This window comes from Candidatus Eisenbacteria bacterium, from assembly GCA_005893275.1.
In the GTDB taxonomy this organism is placed as follows: Bacteria; Eisenbacteria; RBG-16-71-46; order SZUA-252; family SZUA-252; genus WS-7.
Genome location: VBOW01000060.1, coordinates 1 through 15,719, shown reverse-complemented (window position 1 = coordinate 15,719; position 15,719 = coordinate 1). Strand labels below are relative to the sequence as shown.

15 protein-coding genes and 1 pseudogene are annotated in these 15,719 nt (G+C 65.6%); 13 read left to right on the top strand and 3 right to left on the bottom strand.

Features of this window, described 5'->3' with window-relative positions:
* Nucleotides 1-180 precede the first annotated feature (180 nt).
* The 7 genes from E6K76_10120 (at nucleotide 181) to E6K76_10090 (ending at nucleotide 7,922) form a co-directional block, all read left to right on the top strand.
* On the top strand, nucleotides 181-1,890 hold the full coding sequence (locus E6K76_10120; protein ID TMQ57589.1) for a T9SS type A sorting domain-containing protein: 1,710 nt from the start codon (nucleotides 181-183) through the stop codon (nucleotides 1,888-1,890).
* A 42-nt stretch (nucleotides 1,891-1,932) separates the two neighbouring features.
* Nucleotides 1,933-2,232, top strand: a complete 300-nt coding sequence (locus E6K76_10115; GenBank protein TMQ57588.1) for a hypothetical protein — start codon at nucleotides 1,933-1,935, stop codon at nucleotides 2,230-2,232.
* 158 nt (nucleotides 2,233-2,390) lie between these two features.
* Entirely contained in the window at nucleotides 2,391-2,927 is a 537-nt protein-coding gene (locus E6K76_10110; GenBank protein ID TMQ57587.1) for a hypothetical protein, read from the top strand.
* Nucleotides 2,928-3,017: 90 nt separating this feature from the next.
* Nucleotides 3,018-4,601, top strand: a complete 1,584-nt coding sequence (locus E6K76_10105) for an MFS transporter (GenBank protein ID TMQ57586.1) — start codon at nucleotides 3,018-3,020, stop codon at nucleotides 4,599-4,601.
* 54 nt (nucleotides 4,602-4,655) lie between these two features.
* Nucleotides 4,656-5,084: an OsmC family protein gene (locus E6K76_10100; GenBank protein TMQ57585.1), complete on the top strand. Its 429-nt coding sequence runs from the start codon at nucleotides 4,656-4,658 to the stop codon at nucleotides 5,082-5,084.
* 91 nt (nucleotides 5,085-5,175) lie between these two features.
* Nucleotides 5,176-7,023: a hypothetical protein gene (locus tag E6K76_10095; GenBank protein TMQ57584.1), complete on the top strand. Its 1,848-nt coding sequence runs from the start codon at nucleotides 5,176-5,178 to the stop codon at nucleotides 7,021-7,023.
* A complete protein-coding gene (locus E6K76_10090; GenBank protein TMQ57583.1) occupies nucleotides 7,020-7,922 on the top strand; it encodes a CPBP family intramembrane metalloprotease in 903 nt (300 codons plus the stop codon). Before E6K76_10095 ends, E6K76_10090 begins: the two co-directional genes overlap by 4 nt.
* Before the next feature lie 38 nt (nucleotides 7,923-7,960).
* Here E6K76_10090 and E6K76_10085 read toward each other — a convergent pair.
* Nucleotides 7,961-9,107, bottom strand: a pseudogene (locus tag E6K76_10085) (cation:proton antiporter).
* A 211-nt stretch (nucleotides 9,108-9,318) separates the two neighbouring features.
* Between E6K76_10085 and E6K76_10080 the strand changes: the two are divergent.
* The 5 genes from E6K76_10080 to E6K76_10060 all read left to right on the top strand — a co-directional run bounded on the left by E6K76_10080 (nucleotide 9,319) and on the right by E6K76_10060 (nucleotide 13,732).
* Complete coding sequence (locus E6K76_10080; GenBank protein ID TMQ57582.1) at nucleotides 9,319-9,738, top strand: EVE domain-containing protein; 420 nt, start codon at nucleotides 9,319-9,321, stop codon at nucleotides 9,736-9,738.
* Between the two features lie 9 nt (nucleotides 9,739-9,747).
* Entirely contained in the window at nucleotides 9,748-10,284 is a 537-nt protein-coding gene (locus E6K76_10075; GenBank protein ID TMQ57581.1) for a DinB family protein, read from the top strand.
* Nucleotides 10,285-10,361: 77 nt separating this feature from the next.
* On the top strand, nucleotides 10,362-12,065 hold the full coding sequence (locus tag E6K76_10070; protein TMQ57580.1) for a tetratricopeptide repeat protein: 1,704 nt from the start codon (nucleotides 10,362-10,364) through the stop codon (nucleotides 12,063-12,065).
* A gap of 50 nt (nucleotides 12,066-12,115) precedes the next feature.
* Complete coding sequence (locus tag E6K76_10065; protein ID TMQ57579.1) at nucleotides 12,116-12,508, top strand: VOC family protein; 393 nt, start codon at nucleotides 12,116-12,118, stop codon at nucleotides 12,506-12,508.
* Between the two features lie 348 nt (nucleotides 12,509-12,856).
* On the top strand, nucleotides 12,857-13,732 hold the full coding sequence (locus E6K76_10060) for a hypothetical protein (protein TMQ57578.1): 876 nt from the start codon (nucleotides 12,857-12,859) through the stop codon (nucleotides 13,730-13,732).
* A gap of 85 nt (nucleotides 13,733-13,817) precedes the next feature.
* On the opposite strand, the gene E6K76_10055 is transcribed toward E6K76_10060, so the two are convergent.
* A complete protein-coding gene (locus E6K76_10055) occupies nucleotides 13,818-14,327 on the bottom strand; it encodes a damage-inducible protein DinB (protein TMQ57577.1) in 510 nt (169 codons plus the stop codon).
* A 176-nt stretch (nucleotides 14,328-14,503) separates the two neighbouring features.
* Between E6K76_10055 and E6K76_10050 the strand changes: the two genes are divergently transcribed.
* The gene (locus E6K76_10050) at nucleotides 14,504-15,148 is read left to right on the top strand and encodes a transmembrane reductase oxidoreductase (GenBank protein ID TMQ57590.1); all 645 of its coding nucleotides are present in this window, start codon (nucleotides 14,504-14,506) and stop codon (nucleotides 15,146-15,148) included.
* Nucleotides 15,149-15,236: 88 nt separating this feature from the next.
* On the opposite strand, the gene E6K76_10045 is transcribed toward E6K76_10050, so the two are convergent.
* Nucleotides 15,237-15,656, bottom strand: a complete 420-nt coding sequence (locus E6K76_10045; protein TMQ57576.1) for a DUF1801 domain-containing protein — start codon at nucleotides 15,654-15,656, stop codon at nucleotides 15,237-15,239.
* Nucleotides 15,657-15,719 lie beyond the last annotated feature (63 nt).

Genomic DNA, 15,719 nt, shown 5'->3' with positions numbered 1-15,719 from the left:
GGAGCTTTCGGAGCTGGAGCAGCTCCGGCTCGACCATTCGCCGGCGGATCTCGTCGAGGTGCACCACTCGGACGGGTCGGTCAGCGTGGACCTGCAGGGCCGATTCCAGGAGTTCATGACGGTCCGAGTCGGCCCGGACGGAAAGCTGAACTTCCAATGCGTGGACGGGGAGGGGCCGCGATGACGCGTCCGCGCATTTCGCTCGCGATCGTGGCCCCCACGGCCTTCGCTGCCGTGGCCGTACTCGGCACCCTCACGCTGGGGGGGGCTCTCGCTCCCACCGCCGCCTGCGCCGCGGTCATTACGATCGTGAACGGGGATGGGCCCAACGAGGGCTTCAACGATCCCACCCCGGTGGCGCCGGTCGGCGGGAATCCGGGCACCACCATCGGCGCGCAGCGGCTCTTCGTCTTCCAGCGCGCCGCCGGCATCTGGGGGACCCTGCTCAGGAGCGACGTCGAGATCCGGGTGAACGCCAAGTTCGACCCGCTCTCCTGCACCCAGACGAGTGGCGTATTGGGGAGCGCGGGGCCGACCACCGTGCACCGCGACTTCACCGGGGCGATCTTCCCCGGAACCTGGTACCACCAGGCACTGGCCAACAAGCTGGCCGGCACGGATCTCGACCCCACGCAGAGCGATATCAACGCGACCTTCAATTCGAGCGTCGGGGGGGCGACCTGCCTCACCGTGGGCTGGTACTACGGCATCGACGGGGAGGAGGGGGGACAGATCGAGCTGCTGCCGGTCCTGCTTCACGAGTTAGGCCACGGGTTGGGCTTCAGCACGACGACCAGCGGCCAGACGGGCGGTTTCCTGAACGGTGCGCCGCACGTCTTCGACCACTTCCTGTTCGATCCGTCCTTCGGGCTCCACTGGGATCAGATGACCAACGGGCAGCGCTCCGTATCGACGGTGAGCTGCGGGAACCTCGTCTGGGACGGGCCCCTGGTCACCGCGCGGGCGGCAAGTTACCTAGCCTCGAAGCCGAACTTGCACGTGAACGGCCCCGCACCCGCTGTGGGCGATTACGAAGTCGGCCTGGCAACGTTCGGGCCGCCTCTAAGCGAGAGCGGCGTGACCGGGGACGTGGCGCTCGCGAACGACGGCGTGGGCGTTACAACCAACGCCTGCGAGCCGCTCGTCAACCCCGTCGCCGGGAAGATCGTGCTTCTTGATCGCGGCGGCTGCACCTTCGTGACCAAGGTCAAGAACGCTCAGAACGCGGGGGCGATCGGGGTCGTCGTCGCGGACAGCGTGCCCGGCTGCCCACCGCCCGGCATGACCGGGAGCGACCCCACGATCACGATCCCCTCGGTCCGCATCAGCCAATCGGACGGCGACCTCCTCAAGGCGAACCTGGCCGGGATGAACGCCACGCTCTTGCTCGACCCGACCAAGAGGGCCGGGACCCACCCGAGCGGGCGCGTCAAGATGTACGCTCCCAATCCGTTTCAGTCCGGATCGTCCGTCTCTCACTGGGACGTATCGGCGGAGCCCAATCTGCTGATGGAGCCGGCGATCAATACCTCGCTTTCTTCGGACGTGGACCTCACGATGAATCTCTTCGGCGATATCGGGTGGTCGGGTGCCTCCGGCGTCGAACAGGTGGCCGCGGCGGACGGGATCGGGTTCTCGCTGGCTCAGAGCGAGCCCAACCCCGGGTCGCGGTCCACGAGCGTTCGCTTCTCGATCCCCGCGCGGGAGCACGTCGTGCTGCGCGTGTTCGACGTGGGCGGGCGCCTCTTGATGACGCCCGTGGACGCCACCCTGGACCCGGGCGCGCATTCGGCGCGGATCCACACGTCGGGCCTGCCCGGCGGCGTGTACTTCTACCGGCTCGAAGCCGGAGAGAAGAAATTGTCGCGAAGGTTCGCGGTGCTCCCGTAGATGCGCCGTTCCAAGGGGGAAGCCCCGGAAATGCACGCTGGGATGCGGCGCACCGCTCTGCTCCTTGGAATCCTCGGCGCCCTGACCGCGGCTGGATGTAAGGAGACTTCGTCTCCCGAGATCGTCCGGGTCACCGGTACTATCCGGTACGACACGCTCGAAGGGGGTGTCTGGGCCGTGCGCGGCGACGACGGCACAACCTACGAGCCGCTCGGCGGGTTGCCCGCCGATTTCCGGCGCGACGGCCTACGCGTTCGACTCGAGGCCAAGCTGCGGCCGGATGTGGCGAGCGTTCATATGGTTGGGCCGGTTGTGGAGATCGTCAGCATCCGGCCCCTCTGACCTTCGCGCCGGTTCCTTGCCGGCGTGCTCCATCGATTTCAGCGGTGGCGGGCGGCCCGCCCGCGCCGTATCTTCCGCAAGATCAGCTCCGGGTGGCGGTGGACGCGCCGCATGACGTGGCGCGAGGGTGGGTAGAGGTCGAACGAGAGGAGGACAGGATGAGCTTGTCGTTGCGCGTTCTCGCAGCGGTTTGCATCTTGATCCTGGCGGCCGCCGGCTGTCAGAAGGGAAAAGGCTCCGAGGCCGCCCGGAAGGCCGGGTCGAGCAAGGCCCAGATCGCGGGGGCCGGTTCGAAGGGCGGCAAGACCCACGAGAAGACCGGAGGGGCCGAGGCGCGTGCCTCCGGGCACGAAGCGGGCGTGCGCGCTGGCGGCAAATCGACCCTCACCGCTGGCGACGACGGCACCTCCCTGGATCTACGTCAGGGCCAGGTTGTGACCGTCGTGCTCGACTCCCATCGGTCGCGCGGCCTCAAGTGGATCCTGGCGGATCCAGGGTCAACCGTGATCGTGCGCGAGGGGAACCCGGTCTACGTGGCGAGGACCGCCAAGCATGGCACTTCTGGATCCGGCGGGACCGAGACATGGCGCTTCCGCGCGGGCCGGCCGGGCAAGCAGACCGTGAGGCTCGAATACCGGCGAGAGTGGCAGACCGTGCCGGAGCGGACGTTCCGATTCTCGGTGACGGTGCGCTAGCGGCCCAACCCGTTTACGCGCACGCGCTGCCGCACCCTTTTCTCCTTTCGAAGGCGAGCTGAGGGTACCGCCCTGAGACGGTAGGCATCCATGTCCCACGCGGTGCGACTCCCCTGCGACGAGGCCGCCATCCGTTCGGGGCCACCGGCCGCAGTGTCTGAGCCCTCGGCGGGCCCGTGGGTGCTTGCCGCGACGATTCTCGGCTCGAGCCTTGCCTTCATCGACGGCACCGTCGTCTCGGTGGCATTGCCGGCGATCGCGGCCGAATTCGGAGCCGTGGGCGCGGATCTTCAGTGGGTGGTCGAGGCTTACGCCCTCTTCTTGTCCGCGCTGCTCCTCGTCGGCGGCTCGCTCGGCGACCGTTTCGGGCGACGCCGCGTCTACGCGATCGGGATCGCCCTCTTCACCTTGGCGTCGATCGCGTGCGGCATCGCTCCATCGGTGCAGTGGCTCGTGGTCGCGCGCGCCGTGCAAGGCGTGGGGGGCGCGCTCCTCGTGCCGGGGAGTCTCGCGCTCATCTCAGCCTCGTTCGATCCAATCCGGAGAGGCCGGGCCATAGGGACGTGGTCCGGCTTCAGCGGGATCACGACCGCAATAGGCCCCGTGCTTGGAGGGTGGCTCGTCAGCCACTCGTGGCGCTGGGCATTCTTCCTTAATGTGCCCCTTGCGGCCATCGTGTTGCTTCTCCTCCCGCGCGTGCCCGAAAGCCGAAATCCCAAGGCGCGGGGGCTTGATCTTCTGGGGGCCTCGCTTGCGACCGCGGGCCTCGGGGGCCTCGTCTTCGGGTTGATCGAGTCATCCCGCCGGGGCTGGGCCGACCCGGCCGTGGTCGCGGGGCTCGCCGTGGGTGGAGCCGCCCTCGCCGCGTTCGTCGCGGTGGAGGCGCGCTCGACATCTCCCATGCTGCCGCTTGCGCTCTTCCGCTCGCCGACCTTCACCGGGGCCAACGCGCTCACCCTCTTTCTCTACGGAGCGCTCGCGTGCGTCTTTTTCTTTCTTCCGCTCGATCTGATTCAAGTCCAGGGCTATTCGCCTCTCGAGGCCGGAGCCGCGATGCTCCCCTTCATCGCGGTCCTGTTTCTACTCTCGCGCTGGTCCGGGGGGCTCGTGGCGCGCTTCGGACCGCGGCTGCCGCTTCTCGTGGGGCCCGTCGTCACCGCGGTTGGATTCTTGCTTCTGGCCCTACCCGGAATCGGGGGGAGCTACTGGGGGACCTTTTTCCCTGGCGTTCTCGTGGTCGGCCTCGGGATGGCCGCAAGCATTGCGCCCCTCACGACAGCGGTGATGAACGCGGCGGGGGAGGAGAGCGCTGGCATCGCGTCCGGCGTCAACAACGCCGTTTCGCGAGCGGCCGGCCTCCTGGCGATCGCGCTTTTCGGGATCGTGCTCGCGGGCACATTTGGACAAGACTTGGAGCGTCGGGTCCAGGTGCTTCCCCTGAGCCCCTCCGCTCGCGAGGAGATCCTCGCCGAGCGCGCCAGGCTCGCCGCCGCCGAGCCGCCTCACGCGCTTCAGGCCGTGCAGGCCTCGTCGGTTCGGCAAGCCATCGACCTGGCTTTCGTCGCGGGGTTCCGCGCCATCGCGCGCGCTTCCGCGGCGCTCGCGCTCATCGCCGCCGCGTGCGCCTGGATCTGGATCGGTCGAGACGACTCCTCCGGCGCGCGTCGAATGTGATGCTGCCTACCAGCGATTTCCGGAGGAGTTGACCCCAGAGAAAGGAGCAAGCCTATGCCGGCACGCCGCGCGGAAGCTGAGTGGCGGGGCAATCTCAGAGAAGGAGCGGGTCGCCTGAAGCTCGGGAGCGGGGCTTTCGAGGGCCCGTACTCGTACCGCGACCGCTTCGAGGATGGCAAGGGGACGAATCCCGAGGAGCTGTTGGGCGCTGCTCACGCCGGCTGCTTCTCCATGGCGCTGGCCGCGGGGCTCACCGCCTCCGGGCATCCGCCGGGTCGCATCCACACGACCGCGACCGTGCACCTCGAGCGCGAGGGAGCGGGCTTCGCGATCACCAAGATCGAGCTCGCGACCGAGGCGTCCGTTCCGGGGATCGACGAGGCCGCGTTTCGGACTCATGCGGAAACGGCCAAGGCCGGCTGCCCAGTCTCGAAGGCATTCGCAGGCAGCGCGATCACGCTGACCGCCCGGCTGCTTTCCTGATGGAATGGACTCAGAACCGCGGTTTCAACGTCCCGGGGCCACGCGAAGGGCACGAGCTCTGCGATTCTCGCTGGCTGCCTTCGCGTGCGCGATGGCGATCCTGGTGGCCCACGCTTGGTATTACCGCCACTTCATGGCCGACGACGCTTTCATCTCGCTCCGGTACTCGGATAGGCTGCTGCGAGGACTGGGTCTGACCTGGAGCGACGGGGAAGTGGTGGAGGGATACTCGAACCTGCTCTGGGTGCTTGGGTGCGCGCTCCTCGGAAAGTTACGGATCGACTTGGTGGTGGCTGCGCGTGCGCTCGGCTTCATCGGCTCTGCGGCGGCGATTGCGGCTCTTCTTTGGGTGCACCGGGGCCCTACGATTCAAAAGGCGCTTCCCGGTCTCGCCGGAGGCTTGGCGATGGCACTCTCCGGGCCGGTTGTGATCTGGACCGTAGGCGGCCTCGAGCAGCCGCTCCTGGCGGGACTGTTGGCCTGGGCACTCGCCTTCTCGTTTCCGGTGCTGGAAGACCCGAGACCCAGGACCGCGAGCCTGCTCGTTCCTGGGCTGCTTTTCGGCCTGATCGTCATCACGAGAGCGGACGGGGTGGTGTTCACAGTCGCCGCCTGTCTTGGAATCCTCGCCGCTCGAGGGCTCAACCGCGCGACGCTGCGGGCTGCGTTTCTTCTTGCCCTCCTCCCGTTCCTGTTTTTCGTCGGACAGCTCGCCTTCCGGCTCGCCTATTACCACGATTGGCTGCCCAACTCGGCCTACGCCAAAGTGGGTCTCACGCCCGAGCGAGTCTGGACCGGCCTCCAGTACGTGGGCGGCGGTATCTATCTCGCCGGTCTTCTTGTCCCATCGCTTTTCGTCTTCCGCGTCGCCGCCTCTGCGGGCCTGCGAAGCCGGATCCTATTTCTCGCCGCTATCTTGGCCTTCTGGTTGGCGTACGTCGCCACCGTCGGCGGCGATTTGTTCCCGGGGCACCGGCATCTCGTACCCGCGATCGTCGTGCTCTCCTACCTGACGGCGATTGTCCTTACGAAGCGTATTTCGTCCCAAGGGCCGCTCGGGCCGGTCTTATGGACGGGTGCATTCTGCGCTCTCGCTCTCGTGGTCTTCCAGTTCTTGGATCCCCAGAACATGCGCGCCCGTAACGAGCGATGGGAATGGGATGGGAAGGTCATCGGTGGGCTGCTCGCGAAAGCGTTCGGCGCCCAGCACCCGCTCCTTGCGGTCGACCCCGCCGGCTGCGTACCGTATTTTTCGGGTCTCCCATCGGTCGACATGCTCGGAATCAACGACCGCTACTTGGCTCACCACCGGCCCGCGGATTTTGGGAAGGGCTCGCTGGGGCACGAGCTCGGCAGCGGCGCCTACGTTCTCTCCCGCAAGCCGGACCTGGTGCTGTTCGCTCGGCCGACGGGTAGCCTCCGCCCCTATTTCCGAAGCGGGCGCGAGATGGTCTCCGATCCTCGCTCCGAGTTCGACAGGAGGTTTCGACCGGTGACCTTCGAATGCGAGCGCCCGTGGCACCTGCTCTCCATCATTTGGGTCCGAACAGAGGGGGGAGCGATCGGAATTCGACGCTCCAAGGATCGGATTCAGATACCCGGGTATCTCTTCGCGGCAAATAGGCTGAGCAAGGCGCGGCTCGACGCTGCGGGGCGGATTGGCGTCGGCGTCTTCCCCGACACCCCTGCGGGGCTTACAGGTCTCATGGTACCGGCGGGGACCTGGAGGGTTCTCGTCGAAGGCTCTGGAGGAGGAGTCTTCCTGCACGTCTGGCGGACCGCCACTACCGACATTCTCGCGATCGGGGGTAGCGGATTCAGCTTCGAAATCGGCGAGGGCGAGCCGGCAACCCTCTCGATCTCCATCGAGACCCGGGAGAACGGAGGCGCCCACGTGCGTGAGATCGTTTTGGAGCGGGTCGGCCCAATGCGCGCATGAGCGCCTACGGCACGCAAATCGGTGAAAAGCCCACCTCGTCGATCGTCGTATCGCTTATCGCGTGGCTGGCGATTCTTCCGGCCAGCCCGTTCGCGGCCATCCTCTTTCGCGTCGCGCTGCACGCGGATCCGCCAGGCTGGTTACCCCTCCTCAACCTGGGCGCAAGCGCGGGTCTCCTCGCTGTGGCCCACGCGCTGCCGCGCCTTCGGCCACTTCGGGGCTACCTGCGGTCGATGGCGCTGCTCGTCCTTGGTTACCTGCTGCTCTTCCAAGTCGAGTCGACAGGAATGTGGCGCGCATGGCTCGCCCATGCCCCCACGTGGCAGTTCGTATTCGCGGACTCTCTGCTGGAGCTCATACCCTGCTTGTTCCTGGCCGCCAGCCTGATCGGCAGCGGTCTCACCCGCCGCGACCTGTTCCTCGTCCGAGGCGACCTATCGGCTCAGTGCCCGATGCCCTTCCGGGCACCGCGCGTTTCGTGGGCGTGGTTCGGGCCCTTCCTCGTGTTCTTCCTCGCGGGCCCGCTCCTTCTCCAGCTCATGGTCACCGTAAGACCGGATCCTCACCTTCTTCAGCGCGCCTTGAAGGGACTGCCGCTGGCCCTCGCGTTCTCCGTCTTCAACGCCGCCCAGGAGGAGTTTCGGTTCCGCTCGGTTCTCCTTGCCCGATTGGTTCCCGTCGTGGGCGCTTCCCAGGCGCTCTGGATCACGTCGGCCCGCTTCGGTCTGGGCCATTGGTTCGGCCACCCATCGGGCCCGACGGGCGTCGTCATGGCCGGGTTCGCCGGCTTCCTGTGGGGCAAGAGCATGATGGACACGCGGGGGTTCACTTGGGCGTGGATCATCCATGGATTCATGGATCTCGTGATCTTCACGCTCCTCTTGATGTCGGGAGGATGATCGGGCGGAACGTGCAGGACTGGCCGTTGCGTCCTCCTCTACATACTCTCCTCTTCGCGTGCCAGGACCTCCTCCCGCTCCTCGGGGGTTAGCTTTGGCGCGAACCACCGCTGGGCGACGAGAGTCGGGACGACGGCGCTCGCAATGACGACGAACAGGAGCACGGAGAACTGAGCGCGGTCGATGAAGCCGGCGTTAAGCCCGTACAGAGAGGAAATGGTCCCGAAGGTGAGCCCGGTGCTCATGAGCAGCGTCGCGTACACCGGCGCTCCGGGCATGTGCTGTCGCGCGAGCGGATAGACCGCCACGGACTTGGAGACGAGCTTCACCAGGAAGAACGCCAGGACGAGTCCGATTTGCGGCCAGATCAGCGCCAGAGAGACGTTCATACCGCCCTTGAGGAAGAACATCGGCGTGATTACGCCAAAGGCCACCACGCGGAGCTTTCGCTGGAGGTCCCTGTGGCGGTGAAACATCGGTGCGAGGACCAGCCCGAGCACGAAGACCGGGAGCACCGCGTGGCTCTTCCCGATGCTGGCGAGGAGCATGAGCCCCAAGAGAATCGCGAAGAGGAGCTTGATCTCAGGCTCGATCACCCGGTCGCCGTAGCGCTCGAAGATCGGCGGGATGATCCGGGGCGCAAGCACGATGGCTGCGGCGGACACGAGGAAGAACACCGCGGTACCGCGGGATGAAGAGCAGAGACAGCGCGAGAGCCGTTCCGATGTCGGTCACGAAGGTCGCCGCCATGAGGAGCTTTCCAAGTCGGGTAACGCTTAATCCGGTCTCCACCAGCACGGCGTATACGACGGCGAGCGAGGTTGTGGAGAGCGCCACGCCCGCGATGAGCGACGCCTTCAGAGTCCAATGGGCGATGAGGAGGGCGAAGGCGCCCGCGAGGAGGAATGGCGAGAGGAAGGACGCCGCCCCAAGGGCAACACTCGAGCGTAGATTGCTTCGCAGTAGGCCGGGGTCGACCTCGGCACCGGCCAGGAAGGTGAGAAGAACCCCACCGAACTGCGCGAGGAAATCGAGCCACGGAGCGCCGTGGATCCCGAAGATGTTCCCTGCGGCGACGCCCGCGATGATCTCGATGATGGCAACGGAAAGCGCCGCCTCGACGGCGACGAGGCTCGCGAGGAATATGAGTCCTGCCGCGAGGGCGGCTACCGCGAGGGCGTCCATCTCTCTCCTCCCAAGGGGCTAACGCAAATGACTCCCACCATCGCATCCGAAGGTAGGAGTCATCAGCCCGAATCGGGCGGTTAGAGGCGGAACTCCATCGCCTGTGTCCGGCATGTTACCAAATTAGCCTCGGATCGATCCACCCGGCGGGACAGAAGCAGCAGCAGAGCTTTTCCTTGCGCCCTTCGGGCGCTCTGGCTAACGTTTGCGTGTGGCTGCCTTCCTCTTCAAGACCGAGCCCACGACCTACTCGTTCGGGGATCTGACTCGAGACAAGAGCACCGTATGGGACGGGGTGAAGAACCCCCTCGCCTTGAAGCATCTGCGATCCGTCCGGAAGGGCGATACGGTGGCCATCTACCACACCGGCGACGAGAAGCAGGTGGTCGGGCTCGCGGTAGCGGACTCGGATCCCTTTCCGGACCCCAAGCTCGGCGATCCCAAGCGGGTCGTCGTGCGCCTCAAGGCGGGCCGCGAGTTTCCTTTCCCGGTGCCCCTTGCCACGTTTCGGACGGATGCGGTGCTCAAGTCCGCGGACCTCGCCAGGCTGCCGCGACTGTCGGTGATGCCGCTCACTGGCGCTCAGCATGAGCGGATGCTCGAATGCGCGGGCCTCGGCGCGAAACGGTGACGTAGACGGATGCCTGCAACCGCCGCCATCCCACGCCCGGCCGCTGACGAGTTCTTCGACTACTACGGCAAGTACATCGAGAAGGTCCCGGGCGATGACGCCCTGTCGGCGCTATCGGGGCAGATCGCGGACACGAGCCGCCTGCTCAGGCCGCTCGACGGGGCGAGGGCCCTCCACCGCTACGCGCCGGGGAAGTGGAGCGTGAAAGAGGTGATCGGTCATCTCTCGGACACGGAGCGCGTGTTTGCCTACCGCGCCCTCCGCATCGGGCGTGGCGACACCACGCCGCTCGCGGGATTCGACGAGACCAAGTACGTGCCGATGGCATGCTTTGACGCGAGGCCGCTTGCGGACGTGCTGGAAGAGCTCGAGTCGGTGCGCACGGCGTCAATCGCGCTGTTCCGTAGCTTCGACGCCGCTGCGCTGGTCCGCCGCGGGACCGCCAATGACAAGACGGTCAGCGTTCGCGCGCTCGCGTGGATCGTGGCCGGCCACGAGCTTCACCACCGCAGGCTCTTGATCGAGCGCTACGGGATCGGTCCGTGACGCTCGCCCCGCGACCCCGGCGCTTCTCGACGCGCCTGAGGACGCGGGCGACCATAGAGTAGCAGGAGCACGATCGGGTGCTCGCCACCGTGCAGGGCTCCCGCGGTGAGTCACGGCTCCGCGTCTCCGACGCGCTCCTCGTCTTCGCGTTCGCGTTCGCGCTCCGCCTGGCCCATGTCCTGGCCATGCGCCAGAGCCCCTACTTCGACCACCCGCTGGTCGATGCCTTCACGTTCCATCAGGCCGCACGCTCGATCGCGGCCGGCGAAGGGCACCCCGACAAGATCTTCTGGCAGCCTCCGGGATATCCCTACTTCCTCGGGCTCATCTACTGGGCGGCGGGAGGCGTGAGCTTCCTCGCCCCTCGTCTCGTTCAAGCCGCACTCGGCGCCTTCGCCGCCCTTCTCACGGCGTGGACTGGGGCCAAAGAATTCGGGCGAGCGGTGGGCCTCACGGCCGGCCTCGCGGTCGCGCTCTATGGGACGTTGATCTATTTCGACGGGGAGCTTCTGGGAGTGTCGCTCACCGTGGCGCTCCAGCTCGGCGCCGTGGCGCTGGCCCTGCTCGCCCGCGGGGCGGAGCGGCCCCCTCTGCTCTGGCTTGCGGCGGGCGCGGTGGCCGGATTCGCTTCGCTCGTGACGGCGACGTCTTTGGTATTGGTCGGGATCTTCGCCGCTTTCGCACGCCGTCTCGCTCTCTGGTGTCTCCTCGGAGCGATGCTCGCGATCGCGCCCGCCACGATCCGGAATCTGGCGCGGGGAGGCGAGCTGATCCCGATCTCATGGAACGGGGGCGTCAATCTCTACATCGGGAACAATCCACGCTATGACGAGATCGTCGCGGTGCGTCCCGACATCAGATGGAAAGATCTGACCGCGGAACCGGTCCGGCATGGGATCTGGTCCAAGGGCGGCGCCTCGAATTATTTCGTCCGCAAAGTCACGGAATGGGCTCGCCGGGATCCCGTAGCTTTTCTCCGGCTTCAGCTGCGGAAGGTCCGTCTCCTCCTCGGGGGAGACGAGATCTTCCGGAATCAGGCAATTTATCCCGCGCGGGCCTATTCGCCTGTCCTCTGGGCCCTCCTCTGGAAGGCGCCCGGGATTGCGTTTCCGTTCGGCGTGCTTGTTCCGCTGTCGCTCCTGGGGCTCGGGATCGCTTGGAAACGAGCGCCGCTCCTGGCCTGGATCATCGTGATCTATGCCCTCGCCAATGTGGCCTTCTTCATCACGGCCCGGTATCGGGTGCCGCTCGTGCCCTACCTGGCCATGTTCGCCGCGCGAGGCGTTCAATGGTTTCTCGTCGATGCGAAACGCCCGGCCCGTGCCGCCGCCGTGGCGGGCCTGGTCGGTGTCTACACGCTTTCGAACCTTGGAGCCGGGCCGATGCCGGCGCGGATGAACGCGGACGCGGAGCTCACCCTCGCGGGATTCCTCCATCGGGAGGGCCGTCTGGAGGAGGCCCGCCGCCATTACCTGCTTTCGATCGACGGGCGCCGGGACGATCCGGAAACCTGGGCCGACCTGGGCGCCCTGGAGATGGACTTGGGTGATTTCGAACAGGCGGCGCGAGCGTTTGAAGACGCCTTGCGGATCCATCCAGAGGAAGGCGGGGCGCTTCTCGGCCTGGCCGCGTTGCGCGAGCGGGAAGGCCGTTTTCAGGAAGCCATCGCACTGTACGGACGCGCGGCGCTCGCCAACCCGAAAGACGCGTGGTCGAGAGCGAGAATCCTGGAGCTGAGCCGGCGTTTCGGAATTCGGCCCGGGACCCCGATGAAGCCGTAGTACCATTCCCTCCGCTCGCCGGTGACGTGGCAGCGGAAAAGGAGAATGCGATGTTGGGAAACACGGATGTGCAGCCCATGCTTCCGGTCAAGGATCTGAGGACGGCGGAGCGGTTCTACGAGCAGACGCTGGAGCTCAAGAAGATCGGCTCCATGCCCGGCGCCGCTTCGGTGTATCAAAGCGGCGGCAGCAAGCTTTGTGTTTATCGTTCGGAGTTTGCCGGGACGAACAGGGGAACGGCGGCGTTATGGGAAGTGAATGACGTGGAGAGAACCGTGAAGGAGCTGAAAGCCAAGGGGGTGACGTTCGAGCATTATGACAAGCTGCCGGGTGTGACTCGCAAGGGGGACGTCCATGTTGCCGGCAATTTGCAGGTCGCGTGGTTCAAAGATCCGGACGGCAATATCCTTTCCGTTCAGAACACTGCTCGACCCAGGTCGTAGGGGAAATCCAGGTCCGCTGCGCCCGCCAACGCCACGGACCACAATATGTAAAGTCCGGCTAATCCCCGCGGTCTGGGCGTTCCCAAAAGTACAATCTCGAGGCCGTGGAATCCGGGGGAGTCCGTTGTAGACGCGTCTCTTGCCGCCCGCCAAGGGCAAGTGCTGGAATCGCTTGTGCATCCGCATCGGTTCGTGGGAGCAGGGCGCAGGCGCCCGATGGCATTTGTCTTGCGGGCTATCCGCCTATGCCCAGACGGGTCGGGTCCGGCCGGCTGCCAGAAACGTCGCAAGCGGCTCATGGGCGACTTGCCAGCCGGAGACGATTCGCACGGATGAGGAGGTTGGCTCATGCGCAGATCGTATGTTGTAGCTCTGGCCTTGATCAGCGTGCTGCTGGTCGGCACCACCATCGCCTTCTATTCCAAGTATCGAAAGTCCGTGGCGAACTACGCCCTGGCGACTGCCGAGCAGGAGAGCATGCGGCATCGCTATGAGCAGGCCGTCAACGAGATCGTCGTGATCCAGGACAGCCTGAACGCCATCGTGGTGGGAGAGGGAACAATACGGGGCCTTCCAGCCGGTGACCGGAACGAGGTCCAACTGCCGCCGACCCTTCACGACCAGGTCCTCACCCGTATCGCCATCCTCAAGGGCGCTATCGAGCGTACCAAGGAGCGGATCCAGGAGCTGGATTCGAGGCTGAAGAATAATCGGGTCAAGATCGCGGGGTTGGAGAAGATGATCGCCGGGCTCCGGAAATTGGCGGCCGAGAAGGAGGAGCGCATCGAACAGCTCGCCACGCAGGTCGATACCCTGCAGACCCAAGTCTCGGGACTCTCCGCCGAGGTCCAGGGCCAGCAGCAAGAGCTCGCGCAAAGGCAGCAAGAGCTGGCGGAAAAGCAGCATGAGCTCGCGACCATCTTCTACACAATAGGGACGAAGAAGGAGCTCACACGCTCCGGTATCGTGGAGGCGAAGGGCGGCGTCCTTGGACTCGGGAAGACCCTAAAGCCCTCGGGCCATTTCGACCAGACGGTGTTCACCCCTCTGGATACCGACCAGGAGAACGTGATCCGGATTCCGTCCGATAAAGCCCGGGTCTTGAGCGCGCAGCCGGTCTCAAGCTACACGATACAGCCTGTGGGAAAGGGCATGGTGGAGCTCCGCATCGTCGATCCCAAGGAGTTCCGCAAGGTCAAGCAGGTCGTAATCCTGACGACGTAGGACCCGACGGTCCAGCATGCGCGGGCCGCCTGTTACCGCGCGGTGACGACAAGAGCGTGCATGCGCACGCTCACCGGCCGGTCGCTCAGGCAAACTGCATGTCGTCCGCCGTGGGTCCGTAAATCGAAGGCACCGGGGCTCCGTTGAGCCGGAGATAGACGGTCAACTGGCCGCGGTGATGGGACAGGTGCATCATCGTGTCTCGGAGGACGACCTCGCGGGGCTCCTCGCTGACGACCTTCCCCCCGACGAGGAGCCGCCAGGGTTTCTTCAAGTGGTCGTCCGTCGTCTTCCGAAGCACAGTACGCGCCTCGGCGACCCCCTCGTCGAGCGCCTGGACCAGCTCGGCCCGCGTCCGAAGTGGCTTCTGGTCGACGTTGGATCCCGTCTTCGGGGCGATGTCGAGCTCGTCCCGATCGACGACCAGGTTGATCCAGGTCGGCATCGTGGCCACCAACATGGCCAGGCGGCCAAGGGGCATTGATTTCTCATGCGGCTTCCAGTCGTCCCGTCCCTCCGGCACACGCTCGAGCGCGCGCCGCGTCCGGGGTGCTTCACTCTCGAGCTGCGCCAGGATCCATTCGGTCGTCTTCATCGATTCCTCCAGTGTCGGGGCTGTCAAAGGCCTAGCGCTTGTCCGCCGAGCTGAGACTAACAAATCCCTACCTCTCCCCGCAGCGGCGACCTCCGGCGAAAGCGCGTATCCTGCTTTCGCGAAGTCAGGAGTATGAGCAGTTTCGGTGGCGGATCAACGAAGCCGAGGGAATCATCATGCGCGTTGGCATTCTGGGTTCGGGGTTGATGGGCGGCAAGCTCGGAACGATCTTTGCGGGAGCCGGTCATGAAGTGGTATTCAGCTATGCCCGCAGCAACCAGAAGCTCGAGAGGCTCGCGCGGGAGGCCAAGGGCAAGGCGCGGCCCGGCACGCCGCGTGAGGCCGCCCAGGAAGCAGACGCGGTATTGCTGGCCGTGCACTGGTCGCGAATAGACGATGTGCTCAATCAGGCAGGCGACTTGTCGGGCAAGGTGATCGTAACCTGCTCCCTCCCGATGAATGACGACGACACCGAACTCGTCGTCGCCCACACCTCCTCCGGCGCGGAGACGCTTGCAAAGCGGCTTCCAAAGGCCCGGGTCGTCTCCGCCTTTAACACCGTGCCGAGTGAAGTGCTCTTCGGCGTGTACGAAGCCAGGCGCAAGGCCAGCCGACCGGGTCTGGTGTACTGCGGCGACGACCGGAGCGGCAAGAACCTGACCGCCAAGATGATCCGCGACGTGGGCTTCGATCCGGTGGATGCCGGCCCGCTGCGGATCGCCCGCTACACCGAGCCGTTCGCGCTGCTCGTCGCTCAGCTCGCGTACGAGGGGAAAGGGGGCCCGAAGCTGGCGTATCGATTCGACCGGTTTGGAAGATAGGATGACACGATGGAAGGCGACCCAATGAGGGAACTCGGGTAATGGACATCAAGAGGATCGGCCGTTCCGAAGCGGGTGGCGGAATCCCTTAGGACTTCGCTTTCTTCGAAGGTTTCGACTTGCCAGAACTGTTGAGCGCGACCGCTTGGCGAACGAGCGCCTTGAAGGCGGACTCGTCAACTTTTTCTCCTTCGTGGATGTCGATCGCGCGGCGTGTGTTTCCGTCGAGACTCGAGTTGAAGAGACGGGCCCTATCCTCTAGAGACGCGCCCTTGGCAAACGTAAGCTTCACGACATTCTTGTAGGATTCGCCAGTGCAGATGATGCCGTCGTGCGACCAAATCGGAGTGCCCATCCACTTCCACTCCTCGACGACGTCCGGGTCTGCTTCCTTGATGAGCTTGCGCATTCTGCTGAGGGTTCCCCCGTGCCAGTCCCCGAGCTCGGCGATTCTTTTCGAGATGAGCTCCGATGCCGACTGGCCCTGGCTCGCGCCTGACTTTTTCATGTTCTCATCCTAGCAGTTCCAGCACTGCTGTCCAAGAAGGCCGCTCCTATTCTGCGGCGGACC

Bases quoted from the DNA above. Each gene is read 5' to 3' on its own strand.
- E6K76_10120 (TMQ57589.1), top strand. From the start codon at position 181: ATGACGCGTCCGCGCATTTCGCTCGCGATCGTGGCCCCCACGGCCTTC.
- E6K76_10115 (TMQ57588.1), top strand. From the start codon at position 1,933: ATGCGGCGCACCGCTCTGCTCCTTGGAATCCTCGGCGCCCTGACCGCG.
- E6K76_10110 (TMQ57587.1), top strand. From the start codon at position 2,391: ATGAGCTTGTCGTTGCGCGTTCTCGCAGCGGTTTGCATCTTGATCCTG.
- E6K76_10105 (TMQ57586.1), top strand. From the start codon at position 3,018: ATGTCCCACGCGGTGCGACTCCCCTGCGACGAGGCCGCCATCCGTTCG.
- E6K76_10100 (TMQ57585.1), top strand. From the start codon at position 4,656: ATGCCGGCACGCCGCGCGGAAGCTGAGTGGCGGGGCAATCTCAGAGAA.
- E6K76_10095 (TMQ57584.1), top strand. From the start codon at position 5,176: ATGGCGATCCTGGTGGCCCACGCTTGGTATTACCGCCACTTCATGGCC.
- E6K76_10090 (TMQ57583.1), top strand. From the start codon at position 7,020: ATGAGCGCCTACGGCACGCAAATCGGTGAAAAGCCCACCTCGTCGATC.
- E6K76_10075 (TMQ57581.1), top strand. From the start codon at position 9,748: ATGCCTGCAACCGCCGCCATCCCACGCCCGGCCGCTGACGAGTTCTTC.
- E6K76_10065 (TMQ57579.1), top strand. From the start codon at position 12,116: ATGTTGGGAAACACGGATGTGCAGCCCATGCTTCCGGTCAAGGATCTG.
- E6K76_10060 (TMQ57578.1), top strand. From the start codon at position 12,857: ATGCGCAGATCGTATGTTGTAGCTCTGGCCTTGATCAGCGTGCTGCTG.
- E6K76_10055 (TMQ57577.1), bottom strand. From the start codon at position 14,327: ATGAAGACGACCGAATGGATCCTGGCGCAGCTCGAGAGTGAAGCACCC.
- E6K76_10050 (TMQ57590.1), top strand. From the start codon at position 14,504: ATGCGCGTTGGCATTCTGGGTTCGGGGTTGATGGGCGGCAAGCTCGGA.
- E6K76_10045 (TMQ57576.1), bottom strand. From the start codon at position 15,656: ATGAAAAAGTCAGGCGCGAGCCAGGGCCAGTCGGCATCGGAGCTCATC.